Source organism: Spirillospora sp. NPDC052242 (assembly GCF_040679555.1).
In the GTDB taxonomy this organism is placed as follows: domain Bacteria; phylum Actinomycetota; class Actinomycetes; order Streptosporangiales; family Streptosporangiaceae; genus Spirillospora.
Genome location: NZ_JBFAUZ010000010.1, coordinates 61,761 through 79,460, shown reverse-complemented (window position 1 = coordinate 79,460; position 17,700 = coordinate 61,761). Strand labels below are relative to the sequence as shown.

Sequence of the window (17,700 nt, the reverse complement as noted above, 5' to 3'; positions counted from 1 at the left end):
TAGCACTCGAGACATGCCCGGTCAGTACAAAACGCCAAAATTTCCCTCTTTGTGCGACACATCCCCTGACCTCAGCTTGGCCGCTCGCGCCCGCTCCCTTCCACGGTGCCCATGACGGGCTCACTCGAGCGGCACATGATCATTGCTTGCGCTCGTCCGGCAGGCCGGGACCACCCATTCGACGCAATGTCAACTCACGGTCAGGACGTCGGCATGAAGCCCCACTTCTGGCACACTGCAAACCGTTCAACACCGAGCAAAGGCTCATGTACCGGGGGTAGCGTTGGCCTCTTATTCAGATTTCGGTCTGACCATTACCGATCACCCGGAGACGCGCATGCTCAAGCACGTCCGCCATCTATCGCACAAACCGATGACGTGCCACGAGCCGCGGCGACAGCGAGGCACTGTCGGGCCGGGCGGCCCCTTCTAAGCCCACGACAAGGCGCGGTTCGGTCGCGCTCGACACGTTCCACGGTGTTCGGGAAGGAATCGATGACGGAGAGGCAAGCCGGGCCGTACCCCATGGCCCTTTTGCACCGTGCGGTGCAGTTGGAGATCGCAGCGATCCTGCACGCCGACATGACAAATGCAGAGAAGGTATCACTGCGTGACGGTCGAATCGTTCGGCAGTCCGGCTCCGAGCGAGAGTATCTGTTCTCCTGCAAGGGGTGGAAAGAAGCTTTCGGCAGCAAAGACCTGCTGATCCGGATGTCGCGGTCTCGCGGCCCGTGGGAGCGCGCCGAGGCGACGCGGTCGCCGGACGGCAAGATCCGGGTGACCACCGACGCGGACCTGGGGACCGAGCCGGCGAATGCTCAACTGGTCGAGGACGACACCGCGGGCCTGGTGGCGCTGACCGAACGGCTGGAGCAGATCGGCACCGGCACACCGGCGATGAACCTCACCGCTGCGGGGTGGCTGGTCGGGCAGGGCAAGCCGAAGTTGGGCCGGTGTGCCGACACGGAACGCTTCGTCCCGGGGTATCGGAACCGCCAGCTGAACACCCGGCAGCGGCAGGCCGTGGAACGGGCGCTTGACAGCGAGCTGACCTTCGTCTGGGGGCCGCCGGGCACCGGGAAGACAGAAGTGGTGGCGAGCATCGTGGAGGGCTGCTACCGGCAGGGCCTGCGCGTGCTCTTTCTGGCGCCTACGCACGTCGCGGTCGACCAGGCGCTGCTGCGGATGTGCGACCTGCTGGCCCGGGAACCTCAGTTCAAGTCGGGGCTGGTGCAGCGCGCCGGGGACATCGCCGTCCCATCACTCGCCGCGAAGTACGGGGAGCAGATTGACCGGAGCCGCATCGCCGACAGGCTGGGGAGCGAGCTGGACGCCGAGATCACGCGGGTCACGACGGAACTCGCCGGGGTACGCGAGGGCATCGCCCGCCACGAGGATGCGGCGCGTGCCACCACCGAGCGCCATGAGCTCGGGCGGCAGCTGGCGGCCGCCGGTCGGTCCGTCCTCGACGCCGAAACCGCGGTGAACGCTGCCGCCGGGCAGATCGCGCGGGTCAAGGAGGAGATGGCCCACATCGGGATCCCTTCCGGTATGTTCACCCGCCGCAAGCAGGCGAAACTGGAAGCGCTCGACAACGAGCTCTATCACCATCGCCATGCCTGGGAAACCAGCCAACAGCGGCTTGGAGTCACTCGGGCGGACCATCAGCGTTGCGAATCCGAACTGGCCGCCATCGACTCGGCCTTGCCGGGCATCCTGGCCCGGGTGCAGGGGCTCCCTCCGGTCGCGCGGCTGCGCGAGGACGCAGACCGGCTGCAGCAGCAACTCGACGACCTGCAGAAGCAGCGCCAGAAGATCCCGGAAACCGTGCGGAGCCGCTGCCGGGTGCTGGGCACGACTGTGTCCAAGGCGGTTCAGACCCGCCGGCTGCTGGACGAGGTCGATGTGGTGATCATCGACGAGGCGGGGATGGTGAACCTGCCGTCCGCCTGGTACGCGGCGGGCCTGGCCCGCGAGCGGGTCGTTCTGGCCGGTGACTTCCGGCAGTTGCCCGCCGTCACACGTGGTTCGAACAACCGCAAGGCGTCGGCGCAGGACATCGAGCACTCGCGGCTGTGGATGGATCGGGACGCGTTTCACGCCGCCGGGCTCGTCGACCCGCAGGGCGGCGCCCGCGTTGGCGACCCCAGGATGGTCGCGCTCAACGAGCAGTACCGCATGCGCCGGGCGATCTGCGCGGCGGTGAACGAGGTCGCCTATCCGGACGCGCCGCTGCTGACCGGCCGCCAGGAGGGGACGCGACTGCCGCCTTCACCATTGATCGACAGCCCGCTGGTGCTCATCGACACCTCCAGTCGGGTCCCGGATCGGGGAAGGAGAAACGCCCACACCGTCAACGCCGTCCACGAAGCCGTAATCCACGAGCTGATCCGGGGGTTGCAGTACGACACGGTTCTGCCCGCCCGAAAGCACACCGGGTTCGCTGAAGGCGAAGGAGCGGCCGACCGGCTCGCCGTCATCTGTCCCTACAAGAACCAGAAGAAGGCACTGAATACGAGCCTGACCCACCGCTTCGGCGAGACCTACGACGGTGTGGTGGACACCGTCCACCGCTTCCAGGGAAGCCAGCGCCCGCTCGTGGTGATCGACACCGTTGCGGGAGCCGGCGACCGGCTCGGCTTCTTCTACGAGGGCACCGGGCTGTCCTCGGCCACCTGCCGGCTGCTGAACGTCGCGCTGAGCCGCGCGCAGGACCATCTCGTTCTGGTCGCCAACACCGAGTTCATGCACCGCGGGCTCAGCCCCACGAGCGAGGCCGCCCGGATGCTCGGATATTTCGAGAAGCACGCACAGCGCATCCCGGTCGAGGAGCTCGTCCCGGTCCGCAGCGCCGCCGACCTGGGCGGCCTGGCCCCCGAAGAACTGGCGCGGCCCGCGTTCTTCCCCGCCGACGAGGTCTCCCGCGCCGTCGAATGGGACATCACGCGCGCCCGCCGTAGCATCGACATCTACTGCGCCTTCCTGGCCGCGAACCCGGTGCGGTACTGGCTCCGGCGTCTCGAACCGCGGATCGCCGCCGGTACGCGTGTCACCGTCCACACCCGGCAGCACGAACCCGGCACCAAGGACGCCGACCTCGTCGCGACACTGCGGTCGGCCGGCTGCCGGATCGAGGCCCGCGAGCGCATGCACGAGAAGGTCCTGATCATCGACGACACCGTCCTTTGGCACGGCTCCCTGAACCTGCTGGCCCACGGCGGCTCCACCGACCTGATGATGCGGATCACCGACCCGACGTCCTGCGAACGCGTCCGACGCATCGTCGACCGCGCCCGGATGGACCGGCCCGCACGTTCTTGGCGCCCGGGGCCCCCTCGGGCCGCGAAGGCAGCACCCGCGAATGGGATTTCCCCCGGCGACGTGGTCAACGGCCGCCTCTATCTCCGTGTGCCATACGACGAGAAGGACGAGGCCAAGCATCTCGTGCAGGCGAGGTGGGACCCCAGGCACGAGCTCTGGCACGTCGCGGCAAGCGTGCCGCGGGCCCGCCTGAGCCGCTGGCTTCCCAAGGACACGTGAAGCGCGCGCCCCTCAAGGTGCTCGCCTCGTGGGACCACCGCGAGTCCCAGGACGGTGAAGCAAACGAGTCGTTGTATGGGGTAGCGCACCGGCGGGCGGGCAACCGGGCCGCCAGCCGGTCCACCTCACACCGGTTCCAGCGAGCCTTGCTGATCCGCCATAGAGCAGTAGCCGGTGCGCCACCCCGAAAACCCTTTTTGTCTAACTGACAAAAAGGTACTCTCACTGCATGACCGACGACCACTGGACACCGCCGCCCGTGATGCTCGCGGTCGACTTGGTGATCTTGACGCTGCGCGCTTCACACCTGCACGTCCTGCTCGTGGAACGTGGCATCGAGCCGTACAAGGGCGCCTGGGCGTTGCCGGGAGGCTTTCTGAATCACGCGGAGGAGGACCTCACCGCCGCCGCTCATCGTGAACTGGCGGAGGAGGCCGCCATGGACGTGGAGACGCTGCATCTGGAGCATCTGGACTTCTACGGCACCCCAGGACGTGATCCACGCGGGCGAGTGGTGTCCGTCGCTTACCTGGCGATCGCCCCTGGGCTTCCGGAGCCGACCGCAGGGACGGACGCGGCAGGCGCCCGCTGGCAGCGCACGGATCAGGTGCTCCGCGGGGAACTGAAACTGGCCTTCGATCACCGGAAGATCGTTGCGGACGGCGTCGAGCGCGCCCGAGCCAAGCTCGAGCGATCGTCCTTGGCAACGGCGTTCTGCGGGCCGACGTTCACGATCACCGACCTTCAGCGGGTCTACGAGGCGGTCTGGGGGATGCCGCTCGAACCCCGCAATTTCTATCGCAAGGTCCAGAAGTCCAGCGGCTTCATCATCGCGGCGGACCTCGATCGCAAGGTCACGACCGGACGGCCGGCTCGGCTGTTCAAAGCCGGCCCGCGCAAGGACCTTTATCCGCCCATGCTCCGGCCGACCGAACCTCCCGACACGAAGGATCCAGAAGGATGAGTGGCAGCACGATTGTCGTGCTCACGGCACTGGACGTCGAGTACGACGCCGTCCGAGAGAAGCTCCGCGACCCGCGGTTGCACCGGCACGCGCAGGGCACCCGTTTCGAAGTCGGCCGGCTTGAGGGAGGTCGCTGCCGGATCGCGCTCGGGCTCGTCGGCAAGGGCAACCAGTCCGCAGCGGTCCTGACCGAACGCGCCATCCACGAATTCTCCCCCACCGCCCTGCTGTTCGTGGGGGTAGCGGGAGCCCTGCACTCCCACATCGCTCTCGGCGACGTCGTCGTGGCGACCCATGTCTACGCTTTCCACGGCGGGACCAGCGAGGACGACGGTTTCAAGAGCCGCCCCCGGGTCTGGGAGGTCTCCCACGACGCCGACCAGATCGCCCGGCACGTCGCCCGCGAGCGCGCCTGGACGGCGAGCGAGCACGCGAAGCACCCCCGGCCCAAAGTGCACTTCGGACCCATCGCCGCCGGCGAGGTGGTGCTCAACTCTACCATCTCGGGGCACGCCGAGTGGATTCGGCGGCACTACAACGACGCGCTCGCGGTCGAGATGGAGGGGGCCGGAGTCGCGCAGGCCGCGCACCTGAACAGGTCGCTCCCGGTGGTCGTGGTCCGGGGCGTCAGCGACCGGGCCGACGGCACCAAGGAGGCCACCGACCGCGAGCGCTGGCAGCCGCGGGCGGTGGGCAACGCCGCTGCCTTTACCGCCGCATTGGCGGAGAGCCTCACGACGGACGAAGCAAACCACCAACGGCCCGAGACGACCGGAACGACGGGGAACCGACAGATGGACGACACGGTCCGCAACATCGCCAAGGACAACGCGAGAGTGGGCGTCCAGGCCGGCCACGTGCACGGCGGCGTCCACCAGTCAACCGACAAGGCCGCGCAGTCGGACCCATCGGCGGCGCTCGGGGACCTCACCACCCGGCTCCAGCAGGCGCGCGACGCGGGAGTCATCGACGAGGACACGTACCGCGCTACGCGCGCCGAACTCGACGACGCCCGCGAAGCCCTGCACGCGACCCCTCGGGACACGGGCGCGGTGACGCTCGCGCTGAAGAAGGCGCGCGGGCTCGTCGCGGACGTTGCCGCCCTGGCGGCCGAGGTGGCGATCGTTCTCGGCCTCGTCCAGGATCTGTCATGACCGGGCCGGAGGCGGCCACGCTCAACTACGCCGACGACGACTCCCAGGTGGGGATCCAGGCGGGAGTCGTCCATGGCGACGTCACTATCTATTCGACTCCACCGACTGCCTCGCCCACGGAGAGGTTCGAGATCGGCGTAAGGCTGCTCGACGGCGGCCAACCGGGCAAAGCCCGGGAAGTCATCGGCGAGGCCGTGATGGCCGGTCTCACTGGCAACAGGGTGTGCTTCCACTGGCAACTCGCCCTCGTCAGCGGGAGGGCGTGGAACGAGATGCCGGACGCGGACGCCGCAATGCTGCGGCAGGCGCCGTCCTTCTGCCGCCTGAGCGGCGGGGATGCCTGGGCGGACGGGGCGAAGACCGTAGTGCGACTCATGGACGCCACCGCGCAACCCACCACCGACCTCAGACCGCTGCTGAAGGACTTCGACAACCTCGCCGAACCGCAGCGCGGCATGATCCTCCGGCACCTCGAACTGTTCCTCGAAGGGCCGTTGAAGAACGAGGTTTGGGACCGTGCCCTGGACGAGGCGCGGGAAGAGCAGATGGCGGACAACCGCAGCGAACGCGTCTGGAAGTACTTCCACCCCACCCCTGCCGCCCCCCGGTTCCTTCCAGTCCGACCGCGGGTGATCCCGGCCGGCACGCGGAGCCGGGCCGTCTGCGGCGGGGTCGTCTTGGCCGGTGCGGCGCTCAACCTGGGCTACCTACTCCTTCGGGATCTTCAGCTGCTCACGCTGCTCGTGTACGCGCTGGGCATAGGCGGAGGATTTTGGGCCGTCCACGCGGGCACCCAATGGCATTACCTCACCGAAAGGCTCCACGCGAAGGAAAGGGAGTTCAGGCCACCGCGGGATTTTCCGTCCCGGGCGACTTCCTCCGGCTTCGCCGGCAAGGTGGACCAACGCTTCGACTACTACTTCGCCAGGTACGTGCCCCGCAACGCGAGCCGTCCGACCTGGCTGAACGGCACGGCGGGCATCCGCAAGAGCATCAGGGACGAGATGGTCGAGGTCTACCGGGAGCAGCGCACCAGCGTCGGGCAGATCGCCTGGCTGATCCGGTACCGGGTGAGCGAAGTCCGCCGACAGTGGGAGAACGGCACCCTGTGGGACTACCGACAGGAACTCGCCGTCCCGCTGAGCACGAAGGCGGCGACCCTCCTCGGCCTCGCCGCGCTCGCCCCCGGGACGGTCTGGGCGGTGGCGGGCGCGGCGCGGACGGCACCCATGAACGCGGCGGTGTCCGCGCTCCTGGCGCTCGTGGCCGGAGTGGTCGCCGTCCGCGCCCGGATGCGGATCGTCACGGAGACCCGGCGGTACGCGGCGGACGACGCCGAGCAGGACCGGATCGAGGAGGACTGCTGGGCGGCCCTTGAACGCTGGAAGTGCAAGCTCGCCGACAAGCCGACCGACCCGGAGATGGCAATCTGGCTGGACCGCGACCGGAAGGTGCTGCTAAGTGATGCCCTGCGCCATTACGGCCTCACCATGAGCGACGTGATCGCGCACGCCTTCATCGAGGCCCCCGGATCATCCACCAGGCGCGCACGAGTCCCCCAGGGTCCCCCGCGCTACACGCGCTACCGCCTGCTCCTCTTCCTCCTCACCAAGGACGGGGTACGCCAGCTCACCGCTGACCTCGACTTCGAGCGGGGTACCTTCCACAATCGAGCGCGCACCAACTACCGCTACGAGGCCGTGGCAGCCGTCCGGGTACGCCAAGCCGACGACGGCAACCATAGTTTCGAACTCGCCCTCGTCAACGGAGAACTGGTCAAGGCCGACATGTTGGCTCCGGCGATGGAAGAACTCCAGGTGGACGAAACCCTCGCGACAGTGTCGGAGGCGACGCTGGACGCCGCCGGCCTAGGCCACACGCTGCATGTCATGGAGGGGATCGCAGCAGAGGGCAAGCTGTGGATCGAACAGGACCGCCGGCGACGGCCAGATCGCTGAGACCGTGCAGGCACGTAGACAGCGCTTAGGCCACTGCAGGCGACGGCATACACAGCACGATCAGCCGAACGCCGCAACCACGGACCCGGAAGAACCTGCGCTACTCCAGACCACGCGAACTCGCGACACCCAATGCAGTTACTCCGGCTGGCCCACGTGGCCCTGGTGATCACCGCTCCGGGTTCCGCTGACTGCAGCCGGAGCCGACGCAAGTGCCGTACCCGCGAGCACCGACACTTGGGATCCATAGGAGACCGGCGGTGTGCTACCTGGATGGCGAACGCCTCTGGCCGCCAGACTAAGAGGCTTGAGCAGTTCAGGCGCTGGGTAGTCATCATGTAGCTCAGCGTGCTAGCTTCGTGACGAACACAATCCGCTTATCGGCTTCTCGCTCGTGAGCGACCAGGGTTTTCGCAGGTCAGTACAGCGCTCAGGCGGTGTGACCTGAAAAGCGGAAGGTCGGCGGTTCGACCCCGCCCCTGCCCACACCAGATGACCAGCCAAAAGGCCCGGAACCTAATCCTTCCGTGCCTTTTGACAGCAGTAGCGACAGCAGCGGCGTCAGCCGAGCGCATCCCCAGCTTCCGAAGCGCCGCCCGCTTCTCTTCCAGCGCCGCGTGAGCGTAAATCGTCATCGTGACCTCGATATCGCTGTGCCCGACGATCTCTCGCACGATGTGAGGCGGAACACCGAGGTCCAGCAGCAGCGAGACGCAGGTGTGCCGCATGTCGTGAAAGCGCATCGAGTCCAGCCCTGCGGCCTCACGGATGCGGTACCAGCTACGCCGAAGGTTGTCCGGCTCCATGGGCGTCCCGAGGCGGGACGGGAACACGAGCCCGTGATCCTTCCAGGTGGCCCAGCCGTCGGCCCGTTCGGCATCCTGCCTCGCCCGGTGCTCCCGCAGGGCCGAGATGCACAGGTCCAGCAGCGGGACCGTGCGCGTGGAGTCGTCCGTCTTGGGCGGGACGAACCGCAGCGCTCCCCCGACCCGCTGTAGCGTCTGCACGATTTCGAGCGTGCCCGACTCAATGCCGCTCCCAGCGCACCGCCCGCAGGAGTCGCCGGCGCCCTCGTCACCGCCGCACGCCCGGCAGCCGACGAGGCGGATGTCCTCCCACCGCAAGCCGAGCAGTTCCCCACGGCGCAGGCCGAGGCAGAGCGCCAGAACGTACAGCGCATAGAGCCATTCGTCTTTCAGCTGCCGTAGTAGGCCCTACGCCACACCTCTGGCCTGGGCACAGTTGTAATAGGCGTCACCCGCGTATTCGCAAACTAGGACATCCACGTAGTACCCATCGGCAAAGAAGTTTCCGTACGTCGACTTGCAGGCCCCGTCGTTGGACGGGTCATTTATCGTGACCCTGAAGGGTCCACCGGTGTCAGGGTGGGTTCCATCAAGAACGGCAAAGACGCCCCGGCTATTGGATCTGTTGTCACACAACGTCACCTTTTCACTCGACGGATAGCCTGCCAGGTCAGCGTCGAAGAACACCGCACCGCCGCCACCCGCCGTGTAGAGCCAGTGCACGTTTTGGGGCGGCACCGCGGCACTCGCGTGCGCGGCGCCCCCAAATGCGACGGCCGTCATCACGGCCGCCAGCAGGCCCATTCGTCGTAGCCAGCGCATCTGCGACTCCTCCACTTCGTCATTCCGGTTACGGCTGGCGTGACCGGAGGGAATTCTCTGTTGTGACGCTTGCCAGAGCCTTGCCGCACGGACGAAATTTGTCAAGGTCGGTGGGATCAGTGAGGACTTTTCATCGTGATGGCCTGCTCACGATGGGTGCCGGCGTAACTCGTGTCGTCAAAGGACGAGGCGATCGCGCGGCACACCGTGCTGGTCATGGCCGCCCTCGCCGTCTGCGCGGTCACCGCCGCCCATCTCACCGACCGCACCAACACCCAGGCGCCACCACCCGAGCCCGGGATGGTGAATGGCCGATCCACACCACAAGATCCAGGAGACACTCTCTAACTTGTGAGGTGCGGTGGCATGTCGAGGCCCGGTCGGGCGACTCCGAGACAGGCCAGGTGCTCCGGTGGGAGTTCGACAACCAGGATGAAGCGCGGCGCATGGTGCAGCGCTGGATCCGCGCTGGCGGCGGGCGGTGGGGGAGCAGCCCGGTCGGGCTGCCAAGCCTGCCACCGCCGTCCGGCGCATGCGGCGTGGGCGGCGTGGGCGCCAGTCCCGGACGGCGGGCGCACGGCCGCGATCGCGGCACTATGCGCACTGCTCGCTGGCCACGGCGGTCACCGGAGCGCGCCACCGCCCCGAGTTGTCGCACACAGTAGGTTCAGGCCCCTTTTATGCCACCGGTGGGGCACTCCGGCTCCGGGAGCCTGGGCCGCACAATGACGGAGGTCGAGGGCTGATATGGAGAGGAGTTTCCCGTCTGCCGCCGTCCCGATCGGAGATCGCCCCGTTCGGTTGGTCGGCAGCGGGGTCCCACGGGCACCTGCGGAGGGTCGCCGGATTCCTGTGACCTGGGCGGAAGCCGGTCACAAGATCGCGCACCGATATCTTTCCAAACTGGCTACGCGGATTCGCCTTCTTCGCCGTTCCCCATGTGCGGGACAGCCCGTGGCCGTTGGAATCAGGTCAAGGGCGCCCAGAGCGCTCGCCGGTCACTGCCGCGATTCCACCACGACAGCCACGGTGAGCGGCAGGTTGGCGATTTGCCCGCCGCTCTCATCCGCCGCGAAACTCGCTCCATGGAGATCCTCCGTCGCCTGTTCTGCGACTACGTGACTGGCGAGCTGGCACCCGAAGCGCTTCCCCTGATCGGCGCCGAGGCGCTCGCAAGAGGCGTCGACTCCCCAGCGCTCCGGCAGTTGGCCGGGTACAACGCCCGAGACGATGTCCGGGACATTCAAGATCTCTATCTCGCCGCCATGGCCGAGCTGGGACTACCGATGCCGGATGCAGAAGCGGGTTGAACGTGCCCGACGGGGGCTTCGCAGCCCCCAGGCCCCCGCGGGCCGGAGCACTCATTCGCGCGAGACTGTCCGTTACGGGGAAGCGCGCCGTTCGCGCGAACGAGCACTCCGGTGCGCACTACGGGCGAACGGATGAACGGTGAACGACGGCATCCTACGGATGTCGCAGGTCAGGCAGCAGACGCGAGCGAATAGCGAACGATTAGCCACGGTGATCAAGGGGCATTCACGGTCACTCGCGGCACCCTGGAACGCCAGGTCAGCAACCCCGAGCGGCTCGATCCGAATGATTTCCAAGCTGACAGCGCGGGTTCGATTCCCATTCCGGCATCGAGCCCCGCAACCTCACGAACACGGTCCCAGCTACGGCGGAGGTTGTCGGGCTCCGTGGGCGTCCCGCGCCGAAACGGCGGGCGAGGTGGCGGCGGAAGTCCTTGAGTCGGGGCAGATGGATTGTTCGAGGCGGGAACCGTCTTCGTCGTGCCGGATGCCGCATTTCTTGTCGGGCCTCGGAGTCTCCTCAAGTGGATGCGCACCGCTCGAACACCACCTGTCTATCGGGCGTCGATGGTTCCGGCTCTAGTTGGATTTTGTGTTTACCGCGTTCCGGGTGTCGGCTAGTAGAGCCATCGGTCTAGTGTTGCGGGCCAGAAGTGGGTCTGGTGGTCGCCGGCTCCGACGGCGGGCGGGTCTAGGGTTCTGATCTGGTCCAGTAGGTCAGCGAGTTCTGCTAGTGCGTCTTGTTCGGTGTCTTCGTTCTCGGGCCAGTGGGTTAGGGCGGACGAGTTGGACAGGCGGCTGCCGAACAGGTGCAGTGAGCACAGCCAGTGGTTGATCGTGGAGTTGACGAACCTCGTGGCGCCGTCCGGCATGGCTGTTTCCAGTACCTCGCCGCTTCCCTGTGCTGCGGTGTACTCCCAGGTCACGTTGAAGTCTTCGTTGGTGAGGCGGCTCAACCGGTACGTCGTCGGCGTTGAGTGAAACGACACCTCGCTTATCAGGTCGTCTATCAGTGGTATGCCGCTGGAGGTCAGGGCCGCCTTTTGTGGGGCGGGGAGCCGCCAGGTGGACACGTCCGGTTCGGTGGCGCGTACTAACCGGCCGGCGCCTGCCCAGGAGGCGAGCGCTTCGAAGGTGGGAGGCGCGGGGAGATCGTCGACGGGCATATCGGTGAAGGTATCCGGGCGGCGGCGCGAGGCGGTTGTCTCTGGTCAGCGGAGGTAGTGGTGGGTTTTGTCTAGGAGGCCTCGGGATTTCAGTTCGGCTCGGAGGGGGATGGAGTCGTCCCAGACGCCGGAGTCGAGGGTGAAGCCGAAGTGGCTGGCGGCTTCGTCGCCGTCGCCGAGGAGTTGGCGGCGGAGGGGGGTGAGGTTCTGCCACCAGGGGGAGTGCCGGTTGATCGTGACATCGTCGCGCCAGCGGATCCAGCGGTAGGTGTAGCAGAGGAAGACCATTTTGCGGGTGATGGTCGAGAGGTTCGGGGAGCGGGAGTGCCAGAGGCGGCGGTCGAAGAGGAAGGCGTCGCCGGGGCGGGCGGAGATCTCCACGGTGCCCGGGGGGCGGGGGTGGTGACCGTCCGGGCCGGGCTCGGTGCGGTCGAGGGTGTTGCTGTACTGGCTGCCCGGTAGGACGAGCGTGCCGCCGCGGCCCGGTTCGGAAAGGTCGCTGAGGACGTAGGCGACCTTGATCGAGAACATCGGGCGGGGGTCCATGTCGAGGTCGGCGTTCTGGCGGTAGCCGTCCTGGTGCCAGCGCCAGGCGGGCGGGTCGTCCTCGGGGACGGGCGGGTTGACGTCGATGTGGCTGTGGTGGACGTAGATGTTCCAGCCGAGGTGGCCCCAGAGGTGGGGGAACGTGGCGGGGAGGTCGAGGAGTTCGGTGAACGCCTCGTCGCGGAAGACGGCGCCGAGGGTGTGCATCGCGCCGTGGGGGCCGAGGCGGCCGGCGCGTTCCTCGGCGGCGTGGACGCGGTCCACGGCCTGTTCGATGGTCGCTCTCAGGGGGTCGTCGAGGGCGCCGCGGATCAGGAGGTAGCCCTGCTCGGCAAAGGTGCGGCGATCGGCGTCGGTGATGCGCGCGTAGCGGGACGGCATCTGGTGCTCCTTCGCGGTGGGTGAACCGGTCGAACACTGAAGCGGGCGGCGGCGAAGAACCGTTGAAGAACCTTTGGAGGAGTGATCATGATTCGGAGATCTCCCGTGCGCGGCTCCCGCGTTCTCGTGGCCGAGGACGATCCGAAGCAGGCGCGGCTCGTCCGGGTGTACCTGGAGCAGGACGGGCACAGCGTGGTCGTGGTCGGGGACGGGCGGGAGGCGCTGGAGCAGACGCGGGCGCGGTGCCCGGACCTGCTGGTGCTGGACGTGATGATGCCCGGAGTGGACGGCCTGGACGTGTGCCGGATCCTGCGCGCGGAGTCGCCGGTGCCGATCCTGCTGCTGACCGCCCGTTCGCGGGAGGACGACCTGCTGCTCGGCCTCGATCTGGGTGCGGACGACTACGTCACCAAGCCGTACAGCCCGCGGGAGCTGTCGGCGCGGGTGCGGGCGCTGCTGCGCCGTGCGGGGGCGTCCGGGCCGGCGGACGGACGGGACGTGCTGCGGGTCGGGGATCTGGAGATCGACCCGGACCGGTTCGAGGTGCGGGTGGCGGGGCGGCGGGTGGAGCTGACGGCGAAGGAGTTCGGGATCGTGCAGGCGCTGGCCGCCGAGCCGGACCGGGTGTTCACCCGCGCGCAGATCCTGACGCTGGCGTTCGGGTTCGACCACCATGTGCTGGAGCGGACCGTGGACGCGCACGTGGGGAACCTGCGGCGAAAGATCGAGCCCGATCCGGCCAATCCCGTCTATGTGCGGACGGTGTACGGGCGCGGGTACCGGATCGGTCATGGGGCGCGGTAGGCGCGGCCTCCTGCGCCGTTTCCGGGTGCGGGTGTTCGCGCTGATCGTGCTGGTGGCGCTGGTGTCGACCGGGGCGACGGCGTGGCTGGCGGCGTACACGACGGGTGTGCAGCTCACCGAGTCCGCCGCGGTGGAGCAGGACACGATGGACACGATCCATCGCGTCCTGGTGGAGTACGGCACGCTGCACGGCACCTGGGAGGGGGTGGACCGGACGGTCCGGGAGCTGGGCGAGCGCACCGGGGAGCGGATCCGGCTCAGCACGCTCGACGGGGTCGTCGTCGCCGACACCGACACGCTGGCCGGGCGGACGGCCCGGCCGCCGTCGACGCGGCCGGCGACGTTCCTGGACGCCCGGCCGCGGCTGACGGCCGAGGCGGCGGGGCTGCCCGGGCCGCGCGGTGTCGCCGAGCTGATCGACCATCGGCGGCGGGTGCTGCGGCTGTCGACGTGCCTGACCCGCGGCGGCGTCCCGATCGGGCGGAGCGTGCTGGACGACGGCCGCTGGACGGTCGTGGCGACGGGCGGGGCGGCGGGGGCGCTCGCGGCGTGCCGGTCGCAGGCGGGGAGCAGCGCGGGCGAGCGGCGGGCCGACGGCCGGGAGCTGGAGACGTGCCTGGACCCGCCGGTGGTGACGCCGGTGCTGGATCCGTCGGGTGGGGGGCGGTTGCCGGGTTGCGCGGAGCAGGTGTACGCCGACCGGTTGCGGCCGCTGGCGCCGGTGATGCTGCAGCTGGAGCTCGGGTTCCGGGACGATCACGTGGGGCGGGTGGCGATCGAGCCGCAGCGGGCGCTGCCCGCGGCGGGGGCGGTGGCGGTGCTGGTGATCGCCAGTACCGTGCTGCTGAGCCGGCGGATGCTGTCGTCGATCGCGGCGGTCGGCCAGGCGGCGCTGCGGCTGGGGTCGGGCGACCTGTCCGGACGGGTGCGGGTCCGCGGCGACGACGAGATCGCCGATCTGGCGGTGGCGTTCAACCTGATGGCCGATTCGCTGCAGCGCAGCGAGGAGCGGCAGCGGCGGATGATCAGCGATATCGCGCACGAGTTGCGCACGCCGCTGGCCAACATCCGCGGCTACCTGGAGGCGCTGCACGACGGGGTGCTGGCGCCGGACCGCGGGCTGTTCGCGTCGCTGCACGAGGAGGCGGTGCTGCAGCAGCGGCTGATCGACGACCTGCAGGAGCTGGCGCTGGCGGAGTCGGGACGGCTGGTGCTGCACCGCGCGCGGGTGGACGCGGCGGAGCTGCTGGAGACGGTGCGCACCGCGCATCGCGCGATCGCGGAGACGGCGGGGGTGACGCTGCGGGTCCGGGCGTCCGGGGAGGATCTGCCGCCGGTGGACGCCGACCCGGACCGGCTGCGGCAGGCGATCGGCAACCTGGTGACGAACGCGGTGCGGGCGACGCCGCCCGGCGGTTCGGTGACGCTGCGCGCGGGCCGTCCGGACGGCCCGGGGACGGGCGTCGTCATCACGGTGGCGGACACCGGGTGCGGCATCGCGCCGGACGAGCTGCCCCGGGTGTTCGACCGGTTCTGGCGGGCCGACGCCGCGCGGGGCCGGGACACCGGGGGCCGCGGGCTGGGCCTGGCGATCGCGCGCGAGATCGTCCTCGCGCACGGCGGCTCGCTGACCGCCGACAGCGTCCTCGGGGCGGGTTCGGTGTTCGCGATCCGCCTCCCGGCCGGCTAGGTCTTGCGGTGGGCGACGACCGCGGCGATCTCGTCCGCCGAGACGTGGGCGTGCTGGACGCGGATCGGGACGTCCGTGCCCATCGGCAGGAACAGGGCGTCGCCGTTCCCGAGCAGCCTTTCCGCGCCGGGCCGTTCGAGCACGGCGCGGCTGTCGGCGGCGGACGGCAGCGTGAAGGCCAGGCGGGACGGGACGTTCGCCTTGATCGGTTCCGTGACGACGCCGGCGGACGGGCGACGCGTCGCGAGGACGAGGTGGATGCCGGCGGCGCGGGCGAGCCGGGTGATCCGGACGATCGCGTCCTCGGCGTCGCGCGGCGCGGCGGCCATCGGACCGGCGAGTTCGCGGACGACCGCGAGCACGTACGGGTACGGGGTGTCGCCGCGGCCGGGGGACGCCTCCTCGCCCGCGCCGATCGCCCGGTTGAGGTCGTCGATGTGGCGGTGGCCGGAGGCGGCCAGGTGGTCGTAGCGGCGGTCCATCTCGGCGAGGACCCACGCGAGCGCTTCGACGGCTTCGCGAGCGTCCGTGATGACGGGCCGGAGGAGGTGCGGGACGCCGTCGTACCTCGTCAGGTCGCGCGGTCGGGCGTCGGCGAGGAGCATGCGGACGCGGTCCGGCTCCGCCCGCAGGAGGATCGAGGTGATCATCCCGTTGAGGCTCGCCGACGTGTCCGCCTCGTCGCCGGCGACGAGCAGGTGCGGCAGTTTCGCGGCGTTCACCGCGATGGCGGCGCCCGTGACGTCCTTGCCCAGGCCGAAGACCAGCGGGTGCCGCTGCTGCGCCGCCACCGGGTGGCGCAGCACGGCGCCGAGGGCGACGGTCTCCCTGTCGTCGTTGGGGATCTCCACGCGCATCGCCGGCCCGCCGCGAAGGATCCGGGCGCCCGCGATCGTGCGCTCGACGTGCTCGGTGAACGCGGCGGTCTCGGCGTCCCCGACCTCGTCCCCGACCTCGATCTCGTACCGGCTGACCGTCGGTCCGCGGGTGAACCCGGTGACCCGGGCGTCGATGGCGAGGCGTCCGAGCAGGCCGGTGAGCAGGCGCACAACGGCGTCGTTGGCCTCGGTGCGCGGCCGGGCGGGGCCGCCGGGGCTCAGCAACGACAAGCCCGGCCAGGCGGACGGACGCCCGACGCGTTCGAGCACGCGCGCCACCGCGGCGGCGTCCGAGGGCCGGTCCCCGGGGTCCTTGGCGAGCAGGGACCGGACGAGTTCGTCCAGTTCGGCGGGGATGTCGGGGCGCAGCTCGCGGGGCGAGGGCGCGGGCCTGGCCAGGTGCTGGGCGACGACGGACCCCAGGCCGTCGCCGGTGAAGACGTACCGGCCGGTGAGCATGTGGAACAGGGTGCAGCCGAGGGCGTACAGGTCGGCGCGCCCGTCCAGGGGTTTGCCCTCGGCCTGTTCGGGGGGCATGTAGGCGACGGTGCCCATCCGGGCGCCCGTCACCGACAGCCCGGCCGTGGCGCCTTCGAGCCGGGCGATGCCGAAGTCGCAGATCTTCACCCGGCCGTCCGGCAGCAGGATCAGGTTGGCCGGTTTGATGTCGCGATGCACCACCCCGGCGGCGTGCGCGGCCGCGAGGCCCGCGGCCGTCTGGGCCCCGTAGTCCGCGACCCGCTCGACGGGCAGTCCGCCGGGGTGCCGGGACAGGACCTCGCGCAGGTTCCGCCCGTCCAGCAGTTCCAGCACGAGGAACGGACGGCCGTCGTCCTCGCCGACGTCGTGGACCGCGGCGATCGCCGGGTGGGACAGGCGGGCGGCGGCGCGGCCCTCGCGGCGGAAGCGGGCCATCGCCCGGGCCGCCTCGGGCTCGTCATGCCGGTCGCGCAGTAGGACCTTCACCGCAACGGGACGGTCCAGGGCCAGGTCGAGGCCCCGCCACACCTCGCCCATGCCGCCGCGCCCCAGCAGTTCGTCCAGGCGGTACCGGCCCGCCAACTCCAGTCCCGGCTGCACGACCCCGCCCTCGCCCCGCTCCGTCCGCACGGACCGGACAAAGCCTAGTGCGGGCATTGCGATTGAATTTTCAACTTGTTACCGTGCATGCATCTGGTTGAAGCTTCAATTACAGAAGGAGGTCTCGATGAGCGTCGCCCTCGTGCGGAACCCCGGAGACGGTCCGCGCTTCGACTACTACGACATCGACATCGAACAGGTCGTCTCGACCACCGAGACCGACGGGGTGCTCACCGCCTCGCGCTTCGTCATGCGGCCCTCCGGCGCGCCGCCGCTGCACACCCACGGCCGCGAGGACGAAGCCTGGGTCGTCCTGTCCGGCGAGGTCCGCTTCTGGGTCGGCGGGACGACCCTGGACGCGTGCGACGTGCACGTCGCCGAACCCGGCGCGTTCGTCTACGGCCCCCGGCACGTCCCCCACACGCTCCAGCCGGTCACCTCCACCGCCGAGATCCTCCAGATCAACAACCCCGGGGCCATCGAGGGCTACTTCAAGGGCATCGGGCCCGCCGGCGGGCGCGCCGACGCCGACCACCTCGACCTCCTGGAGAGCTACGGGGTGACCGTCCTCGCCGGTCCGCCGCCCGCCTGACCGCCGTCG

General features: G+C 69.4%; 13 protein-coding genes. 8 read left to right on the top strand and 5 right to left on the bottom strand.

Going from position 1 to position 17,700, the window contains the following annotated elements:
* Window positions 1-546 precede the first annotated feature (546 nt).
* From AB0L25_RS10760 to AB0L25_RS10745, 4 genes are all read left to right on the top strand, one after another.
* The gene (locus tag AB0L25_RS10760; RefSeq protein ID WP_500170740.1) at window positions 547-3,540 is read left to right on the top strand and encodes an AAA domain-containing protein; all 2,994 of its coding nucleotides are present in this window, start codon (window positions 547-549) and stop codon (window positions 3,538-3,540) included.
* Between the two features lie 229 nt (window positions 3,541-3,769).
* The gene (locus AB0L25_RS10755; protein WP_500170738.1) at window positions 3,770-4,504 is read left to right on the top strand and encodes an NUDIX hydrolase; all 735 of its coding nucleotides are present in this window, start codon (window positions 3,770-3,772) and stop codon (window positions 4,502-4,504) included.
* The gene (locus AB0L25_RS10750) at window positions 4,501-5,658 is read left to right on the top strand and encodes a 5'-methylthioadenosine/S-adenosylhomocysteine nucleosidase (RefSeq protein WP_500170736.1); all 1,158 of its coding nucleotides are present in this window, start codon (window positions 4,501-4,503) and stop codon (window positions 5,656-5,658) included. Before AB0L25_RS10755 ends, AB0L25_RS10750 begins: the two co-directional genes overlap by 4 nt.
* Window positions 5,655-7,616, top strand: a complete 1,962-nt coding sequence (locus AB0L25_RS10745; RefSeq protein ID WP_500170734.1) for a hypothetical protein — start codon at window positions 5,655-5,657, stop codon at window positions 7,614-7,616. Before AB0L25_RS10750 ends, AB0L25_RS10745 begins: the two co-directional genes overlap by 4 nt.
* A 377-nt stretch (window positions 7,617-7,993) precedes the next feature.
* On the opposite strand, the gene AB0L25_RS10740 is transcribed toward AB0L25_RS10745, so the two are convergent.
* Complete coding sequence (locus AB0L25_RS10740) at window positions 7,994-8,740, bottom strand: site-specific integrase (RefSeq protein ID WP_500170732.1); 747 nt, start codon at window positions 8,738-8,740, stop codon at window positions 7,994-7,996.
* A gap of 90 nt (window positions 8,741-8,830) precedes the next feature.
* A complete protein-coding gene (locus AB0L25_RS10735) occupies window positions 8,831-9,244 on the bottom strand; it encodes a hypothetical protein (RefSeq protein ID WP_500170730.1) in 414 nt (137 codons plus the stop codon).
* Between the two features lie 1,085 nt (window positions 9,245-10,329).
* Between AB0L25_RS10735 and AB0L25_RS10730 the strand changes: the two genes are divergently transcribed.
* Window positions 10,330-10,554, top strand: a complete 225-nt coding sequence (locus tag AB0L25_RS10730; RefSeq protein WP_500170728.1) for a hypothetical protein — start codon at window positions 10,330-10,332, stop codon at window positions 10,552-10,554.
* A gap of 617 nt (window positions 10,555-11,171) precedes the next feature.
* Here the strand turns inward: AB0L25_RS10730 and AB0L25_RS10725 are convergent.
* Window positions 11,172-11,720, bottom strand: a complete 549-nt coding sequence (locus AB0L25_RS10725) for an SUKH-4 family immunity protein (RefSeq protein ID WP_500170726.1) — start codon at window positions 11,718-11,720, stop codon at window positions 11,172-11,174.
* Window positions 11,721-11,765: 45 nt separating this feature from the next.
* On the bottom strand, window positions 11,766-12,647 hold the full coding sequence (locus AB0L25_RS10720) for a phytanoyl-CoA dioxygenase family protein (RefSeq protein WP_500170724.1): 882 nt from the start codon (window positions 12,645-12,647) through the stop codon (window positions 11,766-11,768).
* An 87-nt stretch (window positions 12,648-12,734) separates the two neighbouring features.
* On the opposite strand from AB0L25_RS10720, the gene AB0L25_RS10715 reads away from it, so the two are divergent.
* Both AB0L25_RS10715 and AB0L25_RS10710 read left to right on the top strand, forming a co-directional pair.
* Entirely contained in the window at window positions 12,735-13,451 is a 717-nt protein-coding gene (locus tag AB0L25_RS10715) for a response regulator transcription factor (RefSeq protein ID WP_500170722.1), read from the top strand.
* Window positions 13,438-15,141 carry a sensor histidine kinase gene (locus AB0L25_RS10710; protein ID WP_500170720.1) on the top strand — a complete coding sequence of 568 codons (1,704 nt, stop codon included), beginning with the start codon at window positions 13,438-13,440 and terminating at the stop codon, window positions 15,139-15,141. The genes AB0L25_RS10715 and AB0L25_RS10710 overlap by 14 nt, the downstream gene beginning before the upstream one ends.
* Here AB0L25_RS10710 and AB0L25_RS10705 read toward each other — a convergent pair.
* Window positions 15,138-17,129, bottom strand: coding sequence for a DNA translocase FtsK (locus AB0L25_RS10705; RefSeq protein WP_500170718.1), 1,992 nt, complete (start codon window positions 17,127-17,129; stop codon window positions 15,138-15,140). The genes AB0L25_RS10710 and AB0L25_RS10705 overlap by 4 nt on opposite strands.
* A gap of 97 nt (window positions 17,130-17,226) precedes the next feature.
* Between AB0L25_RS10705 and AB0L25_RS10700 the strand changes: the two genes are divergently transcribed.
* A complete protein-coding gene (locus AB0L25_RS10700) occupies window positions 17,227-17,691 on the top strand; it encodes a cupin domain-containing protein (RefSeq protein WP_500170716.1) in 465 nt (154 codons plus the stop codon).
* Window positions 17,692-17,700: the final 9 nt, after the last annotated feature.